A 16,068-nucleotide genomic window follows, 5' to 3' on the forward strand; every position below is an offset into this window, starting at 1 on the left:
CCCTCCCGTGGCGCTCGGCGTCGCCCCGTCAGACTTTCACAGGTGGTCGTCCGGCGCGAGGCGAAACGCGTCCTCTGCGCAAAGGGCCTCAGGCGCGCGCCAACGGCGAGTCGTCGTAGCGGGCCAGGAGATCGGCCGCGTCGCGGTAGACCGCGATGCATCCGGCCGCGATCAGGTCGGCCTCTGCCCATCCGCCGCAGGTCAGGCCGACGACGCGCAGGCCCGCCTTGCCGGCCGCCTCGGCATCGTAGGGCGTGTCGCCGACCACCAGCGCCTTCTCCGGAGAGAGATCGCCGAGGCGGTCGAGGGCGGCGACGAAGATGTCGGGATGGGGCTTGCTCCGCTCGGCATCGTCCGAGGAGGTCTCCTCGTCGACGAGGTCGGCGATGTCCGCCAGTCTCTTGTAGCCTGCGAGCTCGTCGCCCTTGGCCGAGGAGGCCAGCGCGATCCGGGTGCCGTCGACGATCAGCCGCTGCATCAGCGCGCGGACCTGCGGGAAGGGACGGATCGTCGCCAGGTAGCGTCCATGCAGGATGCCGCCGCGATGCGCCTGGAGGGCCTCGCCGCGTTCCGCGATCTCGCTGTCCGAGAGGAACACCGGCAGGAGCTGGTCGCCACCCTTGCCGATCTGGGCGCGCAGGTCGGCGAGCGGGATGTCGTGGCCGAAGTCGGCGAAGGCGTCCTGCCAGGCGCGGGCGTGCTGGTCGTTCGAATCGATGAGCGTGCCGTCGACGTCGAAGATCACGGTCTCGGGCATGGGGGACGGCTCCTGAAGGGGCCGCCCATCACCGGGCGGCCCCATCGGAGAAAGCATCGGGCGCGGGCCCCTGTTCCGCGACGGGCGCGCGCGGACCGGTGCCGATCAATCCTGCAGCATGCGCTTCAGGAGTTCGACCTCCTCGGACAGGACCGTGTCCTCGCCGATCAGCTTGTCGATCTTGCGCACAGCATGCAGCACGGTGGTGTGGTCGCGTCCCCCGAAGCGGCGCCCGATCTCGGGCAGGGAGCGCAGGGTCAGCACCTTCGAGAGATACATCGCGATCTGGCGCGGCTTGACCACGGCGGCGGTGCGCCTCTCGGACAGGATGTCGGAGCGCGAGACGTTGTAGCGCGAGGCCACCAGCTTCTGGATGTCCTCGATCTTGATGCGCTTGGGCTCGCGGTTCTTGACGAGGTCGCGGATCGCGGTCTCGGCCGTCTCCATGGTCACGGCGGTGCCGGTGAGGGTCGCGTGCGCCAGGAGGCGGTTGACGGCGCCCTCGAGGTCGCGGCCGTTGGCGGTGATCGCCCGGGCGACGTAGCTCGCCACCGTCGGCGAGACCTCGAAGCCGGGATGGGTGACCCGCACCGCCGCCAGGCGGGCGGACAGGATCGAGGTGCGCAGCGTCTCGTCGAGGGTGCCGATCTCGACCACGAGACCGCCGCCCAGGCGCGAACGCACGCGCTCGTCGAGGGCTTCGAGCTCGGTCGGAGGCCGGTCTGACGCCACCACGATCTGGCGGCCGGCGTCGATCAGGGCGTTGATGGTGTGGCCGAACTCGGCCTGGATCGACTTGCCCTGGATGAACTGGACGTCGTCGAGGATGAGCAGGTCGATGGCGCGCAGGCGCTCCTTGAAGGCCAGCGCGTTCTGGGTCTTCAGGGCGTTGACGAAGCCGTACATGAAGCGGTCGGCGGTGAGGTAGATCACGCGCTTGCCGGATTCGCGGGTGGCGTGGCCGATGGCGTGCAGGAGGTGGGTCTTGCCCAGCCCGACCCCGGCGTGGAGGTAGAGCGGGTTGTAGAGGGCAGGGCCGCCGTCGTGGCGGGCGACGCGCTCGGCGGCCGCATGGGCCAGGGCGTTGGAGCGGCCGACGACGAAGCTCGTGAAGGTGAGGCGGTTGTCGAGCGGGGCACCGCTGAGGTCGCCGGCCTCGGGCCGGGCGGAGGCGGGCGCCTCGGTCTCGGGCACCGGCGAGGCGGCCTCGCCCTGGTGGAGGAAGGCCACGGACGCCGGTGAGGCCTGGAGCCGGGCCAGCGGGCTCGCCGGGGCGTTCACCTTCTGGGCGGCGGGCGCGACGCGGACGGGGGCGGCGGCGCCGCGCACCCCGACCTCGATGCGGGTGACCGCCTCGACTTCGCTGCGGAAGGTGTTGAGCACGCGGTCGAGGTAATGCGATTCGATCCAGCTCTTGAGGAAGCGGGTCGGGACGGTGAGACGGGCCGTGCCGGCGACCACCGCATCGAGTTCGAGGCGGGCGAACCAGCTCGCGAACACGTCCTCGCCGAGTTCCGCCCTCAGGCGGCGCTTGACGCGCGCCCAGGCGGCCGTGGCATCGGCGGCACTGGTCGCGTTCCTGCCGATCTCGCCGTCATCCGCCGCGCTGCCCTCGACCTGCATCATCGCTCTCCTCGCGCAGGGGACGGAGGACCGCCGCCGACGCGTACGCACACTAGACCGTCACACGGGTCCCGCAGCAATTCGCGGAACTCAGATCGTCGCCCGCGAGTCAACCCCGGATCGCGAGCTTTTGTCGATATGAGATGGCTATCAACAATTAGCTACGGTTCTCCTAACAAACCGAGCCGGCCGCACCGCATCGCGAGTCATCGAAGGGGAGTTGCGCGGCTCGCCGGAGTCGAGCGGAAGAGAAGATCTTGCGGTCGATTCGACAAGGTCTCAACAAAGCGTGAATTTTATCGCTCCAGGCGAGAGATCATTAATCTACACAGCCCCCCAAGACTCCGCAACGCCAAGGATTCGACTCCAGGGTTAACGCCCGCCGGTCCGTTCGCATGTCCCTCGCCGCCGGTCGGGGGTGCCGAAACGAAAGAAGCCCGGCCAGATGGCCGGGCTTCTTTCAGGACCGCTCCGAGGAGGGTGGTGTCAGGCGGCGAGCGCCTTGACCCGCGCGGCGAGCCGCGACACCTTCCGGGAGGCGTTGTTCTTGTGAACGATGCCGTGCTGGGCAGCGCGCATGATCTCGGGCTCGGCCTCGCGCAGCGCGGTGAGGGCGATGGACGGGTCGCCAGCGGCGATGGCTTCCTCGACCTTGCGGACGAAGGTGCGCATGCGGCTGCGGCGCGAGCGGTTCACGGCGGTCCGCTTCGCGATCTTGCGGGTCATCTTCTTGGCCGACACGGTGTTGGCCATGGTGGCATCCTCGTTCAGAATGAGGCGATGCCGACGAGCCCGTGGGCCTGAAGTGTCGGTCGTCGCGAAGGTTGTTCGGGCAATGGCGAAGCCGACGGGCCACGCGTTGCGCGGCATGTCGGCGAAGCGCGCTCTATAGACAGGAGCCGGCGCGCCGTCAACGCGAGGATCGGCCCCGTCGCACCGCCGGCCGTGTCAGTCGCCCCCGCCGCAGCCTCCGCAACCACCGCCGCCGTTGCCACCGCTGCCGCATCCGCCGCCGGTGCCGTTCCCGGCGGACGTGGTCCGGACGAGGTCGCGGTAACCGGCGTGGGCGGTGCCGGCGAGGACCGCAGTGCCGGCCAGGGCGACGGCGAGGCTCAGTTCGGCGGCGATCGGCGCCCGGGCCGCGCGGGCATGGCACCGGCCGAGGTCCGCCAAGGCCGCGTCGCCTGCCCGCGTTCGCCGGGGCGGACGCAGGAAGTGAAATACGCCGAGCGCGGCCGTGGCCACGACCAGGACGACGAGGAACGCCACCGGCTTGCCACGCGACAGGCCGATGGCGACCGTGGTGAGGCCGAAGGCGAGGAGCCCGCCGAACAGGACGAGGGTCGCCCAGCGCAGGCGCCCCGCAGCGGCATCGTCGACCACGAAGCCGCGCCCGGCGAGCCGGAACCGGAGCGGACCCAGGCGCTCCTTCACCGCGGCGATCAACTCCTGTCGCGTGTAGGCCTGCCGCCCCCCGCCGGCGGACGCGATCGCGGCCAAGGGAGCGAAGGCAGTGGGAAGGGCGTGGGCCACGCCCGCCGTCGCGATCCGCTTGGGCCGGGTCTCGGTGAGGACGCCGCCCGCCGCGAGGATCGCCACGGCGAAGGCATCGGCGACGCGGGGGGCGCCGCCGGCGAGATAGGCGATCGCCATCGCGTCGAGGTCGCGGACGGGGCCGGGGACGCCCGCACCCTTCAGGACCGCATGCAGTACCCGGTGGGCTGCGACCACGCACAGGGTGGCGCCGAGGTAGAGAACGAGGAACGGTCCGCCGGTCGGGTCGAAGGAGCCGAGCCCGGCCACGTTCATAGGGGCAGCCCTCCGCCCACCGGCTCTCCGCCCGGGCGCAGGAACGACGGCCGGCCCCAAAGCGGCAGGCGCGGGCGCGGCAGGACGAGGTGCCGGCGCATGTCGACGCAGCGGTAGCGCGGGGCGGGCCCGAACCGTTGGGCCGTGCCGGGCCAGAACAGCGGGTCGGGTGGGCCGAAGCGCGCCTCGTAGCGCACGAGGGTCTGGGCGTATTGCTCGCGGTAGCGGGCCTGTTCGGCCGGGCCGCCCTCGGTGGGATCGTGGTGGAGCGGGCGTTGCAGGACCTCGCCACACCAGGCGTCCCAATAGTCCCGCGAATAGGTCAGGTGCAGGTGCCAAACCTCGTCCACCTCCTCGCTCGGGGTGACGGGCAGGGCGCCGGTGACGGCCAGAAAGCAGAAGCGCCGGTATTCGCCGATGGCGACGCGCGCGGTCGCGAGGGGCCAGCCCCGGTCCCGGGCGAGGCGCCCGGTGAAGGTCAGGCGGTGCTCGGGCCGCTCGAAGTCGTGCGCCGCGATGCGGATCCAGAGATCCACGTCCGAGGGATCCCAGCCCGTGCCTGTCCGATCCGACATCACGTCCCCCTTCAGAACGAAACGGCGCCGCGAAAGCCATCGGCCGGCCCGGCAGCGGGCCCGTCGCGCCAGAAATGGTCTGGCACGCGACGATGGTCCCGACCAGATCGCTCCGGCGCGATCAATCAGACCGCTACCTTGACGCACGTGCGACCTTCGACAGAGTCTCGAAGTGCGAGACAGGAGACCAGCGCATGCGGATGATCTTCGTAAACCTGCCGGTGAAGGACCTTCCAGCCTCCAAGACCTTTTTCTCGGCCCTCGGCTTCGCCTTCAACCCCGACTTCACCGACGACACCGCCGCCTGCATGGTGGTGTCCGACACCATATTCGTGATGCTGCTCACCGAAGCCCGCTTCCGGGACTTCATCACCGGCGAGATCTGCGACGCCACCAAGGCCAACGAGGTGCTCACCTGCCTCTCGGCGGACTCGCGCGAGGCGGTGGACGACATGCTGGCCAAGGCCCTCGCGGCCGGCGCGAAGCCGTGGAAGCCCAACATGGACTACGGCTTCATGTACGGCTGCAGCTTCCAGGACCTCGACGGCCATGTCTGGGAGCTGATGCACATGGCTCGGCCGAACGACGACGCCGTCCCCGACGCCTGACGGCCCTCAGCCCGGCGGCACGGTGGTATCGGCCGAGCGCGACAGCAGCGTCGAGGCGAGGCTCGCCGGGGCGAAGGTCGCCACGAGATGAATCGCGATGATGGGTGCGAACACCAGCGACATCATCACGAGCATGATGACGGCCACGTTGGCGTCGCGCGACCTGGTGCGCGACTTGGCGGAAGAACCCGCGCGCGAGGCACGGGAGAATGCAGGGAACAGGGTCATGGGCTCACCTCGTTCGACCGGCCGCCGGAGGCCGGTCGCGGGCGAGCCCGATCAAGCGATCAGGCGGGCAGCACGCGGTCGGCCGAAGGCGGCGCGGTCCATCGACTACTGTCGCTGGGCATTGGGTTCAGTCGTTCCTATGGGGCCACCGGACCGGATCGTATCGAGGCCGACGGCGGCCCTCGAATGATGCGGTGCGAGGGGTTAGTCAAGGCTTAACGCGCCGGGTCTCGCCGAGTTCGTTTCCGGCGTCGTCGGCCCTTCGAGGCGGGCGGGGAAGCGCGCCACCAGGCGCCGCGCGACCTCGTCCTTGTCGAGGGTGGGCCAGGTCTCCAGCGCGCCGTCGGGCGAGAGGAGGTGGACGGTGTTGTGCGAGCCACCCATCACGCCGCCTTCGGCCGAGACGTCGTTGGCCACGAGGAGGTCGCAGCCCTTGCGGTTGAGCTTGGCCCGGGCGTGGTCGAGGACCGTGTCGGTCTCGGCGGCGAAGCCGACCACGAGGGCCGGGCGCCCCTCGGTGCGCCGCGCGATCGTGGCGAGGATGTCGGGGTTCTCGACGAGGCCGAGGGGAGCGACCGCGCCGCCGTCCTTCTTGATCTTGCCCGGACGCCATTCGGCCGGACGCCAGTCGCCGACGGCGGCGGCGAAGACCGCCACGTCGGCGGGCAGGGCCGCCTCGACGGCCGCCAGCATCTGTCGGGCGGTCTCGACGCGCACCACCGCGACCCCGGCGGGATCGGGGATACCCACCGGTCCGGACACCAGGGTGACCCGGGCACCGGCGGCGGCGGCGGCGGCGGCGATGGCGTGGCCCTGCCGGCCCGAGGAGCGGTTGGCGAGATAGCGGACCGGATCGATCGGCTCGTGGGTGGGGCCGGAGGTGACGAGGACATGCCTGCCGGCGAGCGGCCCGCCGCCGGTCATGCCGGCGTTCTCGTCCGTGTTCCTGTCGGTGTTCCTGCCGGCGAGGAAGCCGAACCCGCCCTCTGGCCGGGCCGGCGCCAGCAGGGCTTCCACCGCGTCGGCGATCTCGTGCGGCTCCGCCAGCCGGCCCGGGCCGAACTCGGCCTCGGCCATGGCGCCGTCGTTGGGCCCGACCACATGGACGCCGTCGGCGATCAGGGTGGCGAGGTTGCGCCGGGTCGCCGGGTGCTGCCACATCCGCACGTTCATGGCCGGCGCGATCAGGATCGGCAGGGTGGTGGCGAGCAGGACCGTGGTGGCGAGGTCCGAGGCGTGGCCGTTCGCCATGCGCGCCATCAGGTTGGCGGTGGCCGGGGCCACGACGACGGCGTCGGCGTCGCGGGCGAGTCGGATGTGGCCGATCTCGGCCTCGTCGGCCCGGTCGAACAGGTCGGTATGGGCGCGCTCCCCCGCCAGCGCCGCGGCGGCGAGCGGCGTCACGAACTCCTGGGCCCCGGCAGTGAGCAGCGGGCGCACCATCGCGCCGCGCTCGCGCAGCCGCCGGATCAGGTCGAGGGCCTTGTAGGCCGCGATGCCGCCCCCGACGACGAGGACGATGCGGCGGTTCCGGAGGGGGAGTGACGTGGCGCGACCGGTCGACATTCCCCGACCAATCACCGTCCCGTCGGTGCGGTCAAGAGCGCCATCGGCGGCCGGGGACGGCCCGGATCGCGGGTTCGCGACGCGTTGACCCACGCCTGGCCCCTCCCTAGGGTGCCGCGCTTCCCCCCCCCCGTCGAACCGCGCGTTTCCCATCATGCCGTCGCCGCTTTCCCTCGACCCCGCCCTCATCGAGGCCGCCGCCACGGCCACCGCCTGGCCCTTCGAGGAGGCGAGGAAGCTGGTGGCCCGAATCGAGCGCAAGCCGAAGGCCGAGGTCCTGTTCGAGACCGGCTACGGCCCCTCGGGGCTGCCGCACATCGGCACCTTCGGCGAAGTGGCGCGGACCTCGATGGTGCGCCACGCCTTCCGGGTGCTGACCAACGACAGCGTGCCGACCCGGCTGATCGCCTTCTCGGACGACATGGACGGCCTGCGCAAGGTGCCCGACAACGTGCCCAACAAGGACATGCTGATCGGCGCCCTCAACCAGCCGCTGACCCGCGTGCCCGACCCGTTCGGCACCCACGACAGCTTCGGGGCGCACAACAACGCCGAACTGCGCCGTTTCCTCGACGCCTTCGGCTTCGACTACGAGTTCCGCTCGGCCACCGCCTGCTACCAGGCCGGGCTGTTCGACGAGGCCCTGCTCACCGTGCTCGACCGCTACGAGGCGGTGATGGCGATCATGCTGCCCTCGCTCAGGGCGGAGCGGTCGGCGAGCTATTCGCCGTTCCTGCCGATCCACCCGGTGACGGGAGAGGTGATGCAGGTGGCCATCGACGAGGTCCGGGTCGGCGCCGGCACCCTGGTCTGGCGCGACCCCAAGACGAACGAGGCCTACGAGACCCCGGTGACGGGCGGGCACGCCAAGCTGCAGTGGAAGCCCGACTGGGCGATGCGCTGGGTGGCGCTCGGCATCGACTACGAGATGGCCGGCAAGGACCTGATCGATTCCGTGAAGCTGTCGGGCGAGATCGCCCGGGCGCTCGGCGGCGAGCCGCCGGAGGGGTTCAACTACGAGCTCTTCCTCGACAAGGACGGCAAGAAGATCTCGAAGTCGAAGGGCAACGGCCTCTCGATCGACGACTGGCTGGTCTACGGCACCGCCGACAGTCTCGCGCTGTTCATGTACAACAAGCCGCGCGAGGCCAAGCGCCTGTTCGTGGAGATGATCCCGCGGCAGGTCGACGACTACCTGACCTTCCTGGAGAAGTTCCCCGGCCAGGAGCCGGCCCAGCGTCTCGGCAACCCGGTCTGGCACCTGCACGCGGGCCATCCGCCGGCGGCGGAAGCCGTGGGCAAGGGCGGCGCGCTCACCTTCGCCATGCTCCTCAACCTCGCCACCGTCGCCAACACCGAGGACCCGGCGGTGCTGTGGGGCTTCATCCGCCGCTACGATCCGGAGATCGGGCCGCAGACCCATCCGGTCCTCGACCGGCTGGTCGGCCATGCGCTCGCCTATTTCCGCGACCTGGTGCGGCCGGCCAAGACCTACCGGGCGGCCACCCAGGAGGAGCGGGCGGCGTTGGAGGACCTGTCGCGGACGCTGGCCGCGCACGAAGGCTCCACGGATCCGGAGGGGCTGCAGGCCATCGTCTACGAGGTCGGGCGGCGGCATTTCCCCGACCTGTCGGGCAAGGCCAAGAGCCCGGACGGGCGGCCGGGCGTGTCGCAGGCCTGGTTCACCACCATCTACAACGTGCTGTTCGGGGAGGCGCGGGGGCCGCGCTTCGGGTCGTTCGTCGCCCTCTACGGCGTCGCCGAGACCCGCGCCCTGATCGCCGCAGCGCTGGCGGGCGACTTCCTGCCGAAGCCGGCGGCGGCCTGAGGCGCTCGCGTCACGCCGATTGCAGCATCGCGTCGCCGCGGCGTCCGCCGAGGGTGCAGCGGTTCCGGCCCTGGCGCTTGGCGTCGTAGAGCGCCCGGTCGGCCTGGGCGATGACATCGCCCTGCGAGGCGCTCCCGCCGGCCGGCTTGACCGCGACCCCGATGCTGGCGGTGACGAACCTCGCGCCGTCGCGACGGCCGGGATGGGCGATGCCGAGGGCGGCGATCGCCTGCACGAGGCCGTCGGCGATCCGAAGCGCCTCGATCTCCGTCACGTCCCGCACCACCAGGGTGAACTCCTCCCCGCCGTAGCGCGCGCACACCCGGTCCGGGCCGTCCGCCGCCGAGGCAATGACCGTGCCGACGCTCAACAGGCACTCGTCGCCCCGCGGATGGCCGAGGGCGTCGTTGAAGAGCTTGAAGTGGTCGATGTCGATCATCATCAGGGCGGCGGGGCGATGGTCGGCGAACCATTCGCCCAGCCGCTCGTCCAGGAAACGACGGTTGGGGAGCCCGGTAAGGGCATCGGTGCGCGACAGGTCCTGGAACTTCTGCCGGTTGGCGTCCGCCTGTTCCGCCTTGAGGACGGCACGCACGGTCCTGAGGTAGTCCAGGCACCGACGGCGCTCGATCCGGTAATTGGCGTAGAGGCTGAAGATGCACGCCGTGGCGATCTGGACGACGAAGGCCGCCCGCAGGGCCGGATCGAGATCGGCTTTCGCCGCGAGGGCGACCACGACGACGGCGAAGGCCGCGACGGTGAACATCGCCGCATGCCGAAACCGCAGGGCCAGGAGCATGTTCCCGAAGACCAGGGTGAGGGAGAACTCCCCGAAGGTATAGTTCCCCAGCGGCGCGGCGGTGAGCCAGAACAGGAAGACCGGGAGCACGAAGGCGTTGACGATGCCGTTGAGCACCAGCCATTCGCGCTGCGCCGGGGACACGCGGCCGAGGAGCCAGGCGAGTCCGAGGGAGACCGGCGTCACGAGGAACACCCGCGCGGTCACGGAGAGCCACAGGATGTCGGGCAGGAGGACGATGCTGGTCAGGTTGTAGGCGTTGTAGAGGATGAGGCCGACGTAGATGGCGTGGCGCAGGCTCGCCACGCGCTCCGCCCCATGCTCGGCCTCGTATCGCTCCTCCAGCTTCGGTTCGAAGCGGAGCCACCGATCGAGTCCTTCGTGACCCCTCGACTCATCGAGAAGGAGAGCTGCCCGCTCCGACACCGTGACGATCCTCAAACAACGAGGACGACGATGGCATGATGTCGGTTAAGGCATCGATCGCCAACACCGACGTTTGATAGGATATCGGCACGATCTCTGCGACCGCGTCGTAGTCGTAACCCGGCCGGGTCTTTCATGCCCGAAAGCAGATCGACCCGGGGCTATGGCAGCGACCCGGGCTCGCCGATCTGGCGCAGGCTCGACGCCCAGACCCGCTCCTGCAGCGCCTCGTCGCGGGCCGCGGCCGAAACCGGCACCGGCCGGCAGCGCGCGAAATACAACCCGCTGACGCCCTCGACGTCGGGCGAGGTCGCCAGATGGAGCGAGGTCGCCGCCCCGTCGGACGGGGCGATGAGAAACGGGCGGATCACTTTCCAGGCGAGACCGAACCAGCCACCGGTGCCGCCGGCAAAGCCGGTGGCGACCACTCCCGGATGCAGGCTGTTGGCGGTGACGCCGCTGCCGGCCAGCCGTCGGGCGAGGGCAGCGGTGAACAGCACGTTGCCGAGCTTGGCCTGGCTGTAGGCCTTGATCGCCGAGTAGCCCGTGGCCGAATCGGTGCCGATCCGGCCGCGCTTGTGCGCCATGGAGGCGACGCTGACGATCCTTGCCGGGGCACTGGCTTTCAGGAGATCGAGCAGTTCGAGGGTCAGGAGCATATAGGCGAGGTGATCGAGGGCCCAGGTCCGCTCGATCCCGTCCTCGGTGACGGCATGGCTGTCGAAGATCGCACCGGCGTTGTTCACGAGCACGTCGAGGCGGTCGTAGGCGGAGCGGACCTCCGCCGCGAGATGCCTTACCTGCGCCTGCGAGGACAGGTCGGCGACGAACACGTCCACCACCGCCCCCGGCACGTCTGCGCGGATGGCCTGCGCCGAGCGATCGGTGCGGGCGCGGTCGCGCCCGACGATGCCGACCCTGGCTTCGGCTCGGGCGAGCCCCAGCGCCGTCTCGTAACCGATGCCGGACGTGGCACCGGTGACGAGACAGACCGTGCCGGTCATGTCGGCCGTCATCGGCCTAGAACACCGCCTGGCCGATGGCGAAAGCGACGACCACGATCACGAGGGCCAGCAGCAGGAACAGCCCGAACAGGATGCGGGCGAGCGAGCCGGCCCCCGAGGCGATTCCCGTGAACCCGAGGCCGCCGGCGATCAGCGACACCACGAAGCAGATGAGAGCCCATTTCAGCAAGGTCATGGTTGCGGTCCCGGTACGACGATCGAGCGACAACAACCCGGCCGGGAAAGCGTTCCGCCAAGCTTGATCGTGGTGGCGGCCCGAACGTCATGCTTCCGCGCGGCACAGCCGCGCCACGTCGGCGAGATAGGCCTTGGCGTCGATCTTCCTGAGCGAATTCTCGCTCTGGTAGCGGATGGTACCGAACACCTTGCGACGGGCCCAGGGGCGATCGTGCAGGCCGTAGACCCAGGCGACGTTGGTGAAGGAATTCGCGTCGCGCCCGTCGAGGAAGTAGCGGTTGTTGAGCCGCAGGGTGCGGGCGAAGCCCTCCTGGGGCGTGGGCGACCATTCGAGGATCTTCTTGCCCCAGTACATGCGCAGGTGGTTGTGCATGTAGCCCGTCACCCGCATCTCGGCCTGCGCCGCGTTCCAGTGGACGTCGTGCGTCCGGCCCTCGGCGAGGTCCTCGTCCGAATAGGCGTAGGGGCGCGGGTCGTCGGCATGCTCGGCCAGGGTCTTGCGCGCCCAGTCGGGCAGGGCGCCGTCGTAGGTGTCGTAGTCCTTCGTGAAGTGAACGTGGTTCATCGCGAGTTCGCGGCGCACGATCAGCTCCTCGAGGTACGAGGACTTGTCGTCGGGGGCGCCGGTCTTGGCGGCCCTGACCGCCACGGCGATCTCCACCGGCGAGATCTGTCCGAAGTGCAGGTAGGGGCTCATGTGGGAGGCGGCCCCCGCCTCGGGCCGGCCACGCTCGGCGCCGTAGCGGGCGAACGGCCCGGCCAGATAGGCCTTGAGCCGGCGCCGGGCTTCCGTGTGCCCGCCCTTGAACCGCTTCACCGGGGCCACCGACCGGTCGAGGGTGAGCCCGGCGAGCACGCCGTCCGGGTCGGCCGGATCGACCTCCCCCTTCAGCCGCAAGCCCTCGGCCCGGTGCGCGACCTCGCGCTCGGCAAGGGGAGCGATGAAATCGTCCATCAGGCGCTGGACCTTCGGGCGCAGGGTGCGGGCGGCGAATTCGTGCTTGGTCGAGGCGGTCTCCACCGGCACCACCACGTCGCCCTCCACCTGGATCACCCGGGTGCCGCCGGCCTCCCCGATCTCGGCGTACCAGTGCTTCTGGATCGACAGGTAGCCGCGGTCGAGGACGAGGAGCGCGGCCTTGCCCGCCAGGTCGCTCGCGAGGACGGCGGGCGAGGCCTTGCGCATCACGAAGGCGATCCCGCGCGCCTCGAGCCCCGCCTTCACGTCGGCCAGCCCCTGCAGCATGAAGGCGTAATGGCGCGCGTTGGCCTCGGGAAAGCCGCTGGCGCCGTCGAGCAGCCCGAAGCAGACCACCACGGGGCAGCCGATGCGGTTGGCTTCCTCCACCGCGAATTCGAGGGCCGGATTGAAGGCCACCCGCTGCGATTGCTGCATGAGATAGAGGACGTAGCGCCCCGTCTCGCGGGGAGGGACGTCGTTGAGGACCCGCAGGCGGGCGGCCGGAATCGTCATCGGGTCGTGCTGCCTTCCATTGCCTGCCGCCGGACGGAATCGTTCAGGCCCGGCGTCTTCCATCGTTCGGCACCCGAGGCAGGCGGCCGAAGCGCGGGGTGATTCGCCGTCACGTCCCAGGCGCCGCGCATCTCAGGTCTCGAAGCGCCCCAGAGTGCAAGCGGTCGGACACCCGCTGCGACGCACGAGCGCAGATCGAGAGGTGCGCCCCGGCGCGTCGTCGAAACGCGTTTCCGATCAGATGTTTATCTCGTTCGCGCCCAATCGAACCGGCGACCGGCGCTGGAACCGTCGCGGATTTTCGGCTGCGACATTTTGGAGACATGCCGGCGGCAACGGGCAGCCCTGCGGGAAAAGCGTCAGTGGTGCTGCCTTAACTCCCTTGCAATTTTTTACGGCTGCATCAGATTGTGCATTGCGGGACTGCGATGGCGTCGCGGTCCTGCTGCCCTCCTTGGGCGTTTCCTCCCTAGACTTCGGGCCGCCTTTCGGGGCGGCCTTTTTTCTGTCCGCAATCGCGCGCCGATCATCCTCGGGCGCGGGCGCGGATCATGAAGTTGTCGAAGGTGTATTCCGCTACCTGGAACCAGAGATACTCTTCGTTGCGGAACGTCTTGAGTGCATCGTGGAGCCGCTTGAAGTCCGGGTTCTTGGCGGAGAGATCGGCGTAGACCTCGTTGGCGTTCTTCAACGCGGCTTCCATCACCTCTTGCGGAAACGGACGCAGCTGCGCGCCGCCGGCCACGAGGCGACGCAGGGCGCCGGGATTGCGCGCATCGTACTTGGCCTGGACCTCGGCATGGACCTGGGCGGCAGCGGCCTGGAGCACCGCCTTGTAGGGCTTCGACAGGGCCTTCCACTGCTCGGCGTTGATCCAGGCGAACAGCAGCGAACCGCCCTCCCAGAAGCCGGGATAGTGATAGATCGGTGCGACCTTCTGGAGACCGAGCTTCTCGTCGTCGTAAGGGCCGATCCACTCGGCGGCATCGATGGTCTTGGCCTCGAGCGCCCCGTAGATCTCCGGTCCGGGGGTGGTCTGCGCCACCACGCCCAGCCGCGACAGCACCTGCGCCCCGAGGCCGCCGACCCTCAGCTTGAGGCCCTGCAGGTCGGAGACGGCCTTGATCTCGCGCCGGAACCAGCCTCCCATCTGCGCGCCGGTGTTGCCCGCCGGCAGGGCGACGAGCCCCTGCTTGCCGAATACCTCGCCGAACAGGTCGGCCGCTCCGCCCTGGAGCCACCAGGCGCTCTGGCCGCGGGCGTTGAGGCCGAACGGCAAAGCGGTGGCCAGGGCGAAGACCGGGTCCTTGGCGAGGGTGGCCGGGCCGTAGCCCATCTCCACGGTGCCCGCCGAGACCGCCTCGATCATCCCGTCCGCGGCCACCGGCTCGCCCGGGGCCTGGACCTGGATCTGGAAATGCCCGTCGGTGGCCTCCGCGACACGGCGGGACAGGGCCTCGGCCGCACCGAACAGGATGTCGAGCCCCTTGGGATAGGTGCAGGCCAGGCGCCAGCGCACGTCCGGCGCGGGCTGGGCGAGAGCGGGCGCGGCCAGACCGCCGGCGAGACCGGCGGCGGTCAGGCCGGCACCGGCAAAGCCGATCACGGTACGGCGCGGAACGGAGGGGGCCATGGGTTTCGTCGCTTCCTCAGATGACCGGGGACACGGGCAGGCCGCCCGGTACGAACGGGACAGGACCGGAAACGATCCCGGCGGCAGGGTTCCGAACCCGGACGGGCATCCGGCGGCCATCGGATGGTGCAGGGATCCGGGCGCGCCCGAGGATCAGTTGGCGTTGGCGTAGGTGAAGGCCCCGTCCTTCCAGACGTAGAGGACGTAGCCCTGGGCGGTGACGTCACCCTTGGCGTCGAAGCCCACCGCGCCGAGCACGAGGTCGAAGCGTTCCGCGTGCAGGGTCGCGGCGATGCGGCGGGGATCGGTCGACCGGGCGAAGTTGCCGGCCGCGGCGAGCGCCTGGAGCGCGGCGTAGCCGTAGAGGGTCGACCCCTCCGGTTCCGTGCCCTCGGCCTTGAAGGCCTGCACCGCCTGGGCCGCCTCGGGCTTGCGGCGGGGGTCGAGATAGAACGTCATCAGGACCCCGTTGCTGGCGGGGCCGGCGATGGCGGCGAATTCCTGGGTGGCGATGGCGGAGGTGCCGAACCATTGCGGCTTGAACCCGCGCTCGGCCGAGATCCGCACGAGGCGGCCCATCTCGCGGGCGTCGCCGCCGTAGTAGACCACGGCGATCCCCGCCTCCCGGAGGCGGTCGGCCAGCGCCATGGCGTCGGCATCGCTGGGGGTGAACTGGGTACTCACCGCCTCGTTGATGCCGATCCGGTTGAGGTTCTCCTTGGTCGCCGCGGCGAGGTTGCGGGACGCGGGCGTCTGGTCGCTGAGGATTGCGATCTTGCGGTCGCGGAACCGCTCGGCGAGCACGGTGGCCGAGAGCTTGGCCTGATCGTCGTCCCGCCCGCAGACCCGGAACACATTGGGAAGGCCGCGGTCGGTGAGCTTGGCGGCCACGGAGGCGGCCGTGATCATCACGGTGCCGTTGCCGGCATAGACGTCGGAGGCGGCGATCGAGGCGTTGGAGCAGACGTGGCCGACCACGAGGCGCACGTCGCTGGTGGCGTAGTGGTTGGCCACCGCCACGGCCTTGTTGGAATCGCAGGCGTCGTCCTGGACGTCGAGGCGGATGGTGCGGCCATCGACGCCGCCCTTGGCGTTGAGATCCCGGGCCGCCGCCTCGACCCCACGCAGGACCTGCTCGCCCACAGCCACATAGGCACCCGAGCGCGGCACCGCGACGCCGATCACGACGTCGGTCGTCGGGGCCGCGCAGACGGCGATGGAGGCGACGGACACGCCTGCCAGTGCCAGCAGCGGTCCCACCAGTCCGAGCACGACGCCCCGTCTCACCGCCTCTCCCGACCTCTCGAAGAACGCAAGGCAAACGGGCCGGCCGCGCCGCTTGCCGATGGACCGTGCGACCCCTGCGGGATCGCACGCCCGAACGCAAGAGGCGAGATCAGCGCGAGACGGAGTAGACCGACGCGGCAGACGCCACGGGGCTCGCGACGGTGGAGAACACGGAGAGGACCTTCTGGACCTCGGAGAAGGGTGCGTTGGAGACGTAGATGAGGTCGCGGTTTCTCATGCGGAAGGCCTGGGT

Annotated in this window: 15 protein-coding genes and 1 pseudogene; 2 read left to right on the forward strand and 14 right to left on the reverse strand. The window is 70.2% G+C overall.

All coding sequences use genetic code 11. The features are described from left to right. Positions 1-88: 88 nt before the first annotated feature. From ASG59_RS03420 to ASG59_RS21155, 5 genes are all read right to left on the reverse strand, one after another. The gene (locus ASG59_RS03420; protein WP_055882160.1) at positions 89-757 is read right to left on the reverse strand and encodes an HAD family hydrolase; all 669 of its coding nucleotides are present in this window, start codon (positions 755-757) and stop codon (positions 89-91) included. Positions 758-862: 105 nt separating this feature from the next. Further along, the gene (gene dnaA / locus ASG59_RS03425; protein ID WP_055882409.1) at positions 863-2,380 is read right to left on the reverse strand and encodes a chromosomal replication initiator protein DnaA; all 1,518 of its coding nucleotides are present in this window, start codon (positions 2,378-2,380) and stop codon (positions 863-865) included. 486 nt (positions 2,381-2,866) lie between these two features. Continuing rightward, positions 2,867-3,133 (reverse strand): 30S ribosomal protein S20, encoded by a 267-nt coding sequence (rpsT, locus tag ASG59_RS03430; RefSeq protein WP_055882157.1) that lies wholly within the window; start codon positions 3,131-3,133, stop codon positions 2,867-2,869. 195 nt (positions 3,134-3,328) lie between these two features. Further along, the gene (locus tag ASG59_RS21150; RefSeq protein WP_056407003.1) at positions 3,329-4,189 is read right to left on the reverse strand and encodes a TIGR04222 domain-containing membrane protein; all 861 of its coding nucleotides are present in this window, start codon (positions 4,187-4,189) and stop codon (positions 3,329-3,331) included. Further along, complete coding sequence (locus tag ASG59_RS21155) at positions 4,186-4,725, reverse strand: hypothetical protein (RefSeq protein WP_244475615.1); 540 nt, start codon at positions 4,723-4,725, stop codon at positions 4,186-4,188. The genes ASG59_RS21150 and ASG59_RS21155 overlap by 4 nt, the downstream gene beginning before the upstream one ends. Before the next feature lie 233 nt (positions 4,726-4,958). Here ASG59_RS21155 and ASG59_RS03445 point away from each other — a divergent pair, with 233 nt between their 5' ends. Further along, positions 4,959-5,372, forward strand: a complete 414-nt coding sequence (locus ASG59_RS03445) for a VOC family protein (RefSeq protein WP_055882151.1) — start codon at positions 4,959-4,961, stop codon at positions 5,370-5,372. A gap of 6 nt (positions 5,373-5,378) precedes the next feature. Here ASG59_RS03445 and ASG59_RS03450 read toward each other — a convergent pair whose 3' ends face one another. Further along, a complete protein-coding gene (locus ASG59_RS03450) occupies positions 5,379-5,600 on the reverse strand; it encodes a hypothetical protein (RefSeq protein WP_056407005.1) in 222 nt (73 codons plus the stop codon). 204 nt (positions 5,601-5,804) lie between these two features. Next, entirely contained in the window at positions 5,805-7,166 is a 1,362-nt protein-coding gene (locus ASG59_RS03455) for a phosphopantothenoylcysteine decarboxylase (RefSeq protein ID WP_056407007.1), read from the reverse strand. A 154-nt stretch (positions 7,167-7,320) separates the two neighbouring features. On the opposite strand from ASG59_RS03455, the gene ASG59_RS03460 reads away from it, so the two are divergent. Next, entirely contained in the window at positions 7,321-8,994 is a 1,674-nt protein-coding gene (locus tag ASG59_RS03460) for a lysine--tRNA ligase (protein WP_056407008.1), read from the forward strand. A gap of 10 nt (positions 8,995-9,004) precedes the next feature. Here the strand turns inward: ASG59_RS03460 and ASG59_RS03465 are convergent, their stop codons facing one another. The 7 genes and pseudogenes from ASG59_RS03465 to ASG59_RS21160 form a co-directional block, all read right to left on the reverse strand. Continuing rightward, a complete protein-coding gene (locus tag ASG59_RS03465; protein WP_156399095.1) occupies positions 9,005-10,099 on the reverse strand; it encodes a GGDEF domain-containing protein in 1,095 nt (364 codons plus the stop codon). Between the two features lie 281 nt (positions 10,100-10,380). Beyond that, positions 10,381-11,223: an SDR family NAD(P)-dependent oxidoreductase gene (locus ASG59_RS03470; RefSeq protein WP_056407013.1), complete on the reverse strand. Its 843-nt coding sequence runs from the start codon at positions 11,221-11,223 to the stop codon at positions 10,381-10,383. Positions 11,224-11,239: 16 nt separating this feature from the next. Next, entirely contained in the window at positions 11,240-11,419 is a 180-nt protein-coding gene (locus ASG59_RS03475; RefSeq protein WP_055882123.1) for a DUF1328 family protein, read from the reverse strand. An 87-nt stretch (positions 11,420-11,506) separates the two neighbouring features. Beyond that, positions 11,507-12,895 (reverse strand): deoxyribodipyrimidine photo-lyase, encoded by a 1,389-nt coding sequence (locus ASG59_RS03480; RefSeq protein WP_056407016.1) that lies wholly within the window; start codon positions 12,893-12,895, stop codon positions 11,507-11,509. 526 nt (positions 12,896-13,421) lie between these two features. Next, positions 13,422-14,528 (reverse strand): ABC transporter substrate-binding protein, encoded by a 1,107-nt coding sequence (locus tag ASG59_RS03485; RefSeq protein WP_056407018.1) that lies wholly within the window; start codon positions 14,526-14,528, stop codon positions 13,422-13,424. A gap of 153 nt (positions 14,529-14,681) precedes the next feature. After that, complete coding sequence (locus ASG59_RS03490; protein ID WP_244475619.1) at positions 14,682-15,776, reverse strand: branched-chain amino acid ABC transporter substrate-binding protein; 1,095 nt, start codon at positions 15,774-15,776, stop codon at positions 14,682-14,684. 148 nt (positions 15,777-15,924) lie between these two features. Beyond that, a pseudogene (locus ASG59_RS21160) lies at positions 15,925-16,068 on the reverse strand (sugar transporter); the annotation flags it as partial.

The sequence above is a fragment of the Methylobacterium sp. Leaf466 genome, from assembly GCF_001425565.1.
Lineage (GTDB): Bacteria > Pseudomonadota > Alphaproteobacteria > Rhizobiales > Beijerinckiaceae > Methylobacterium.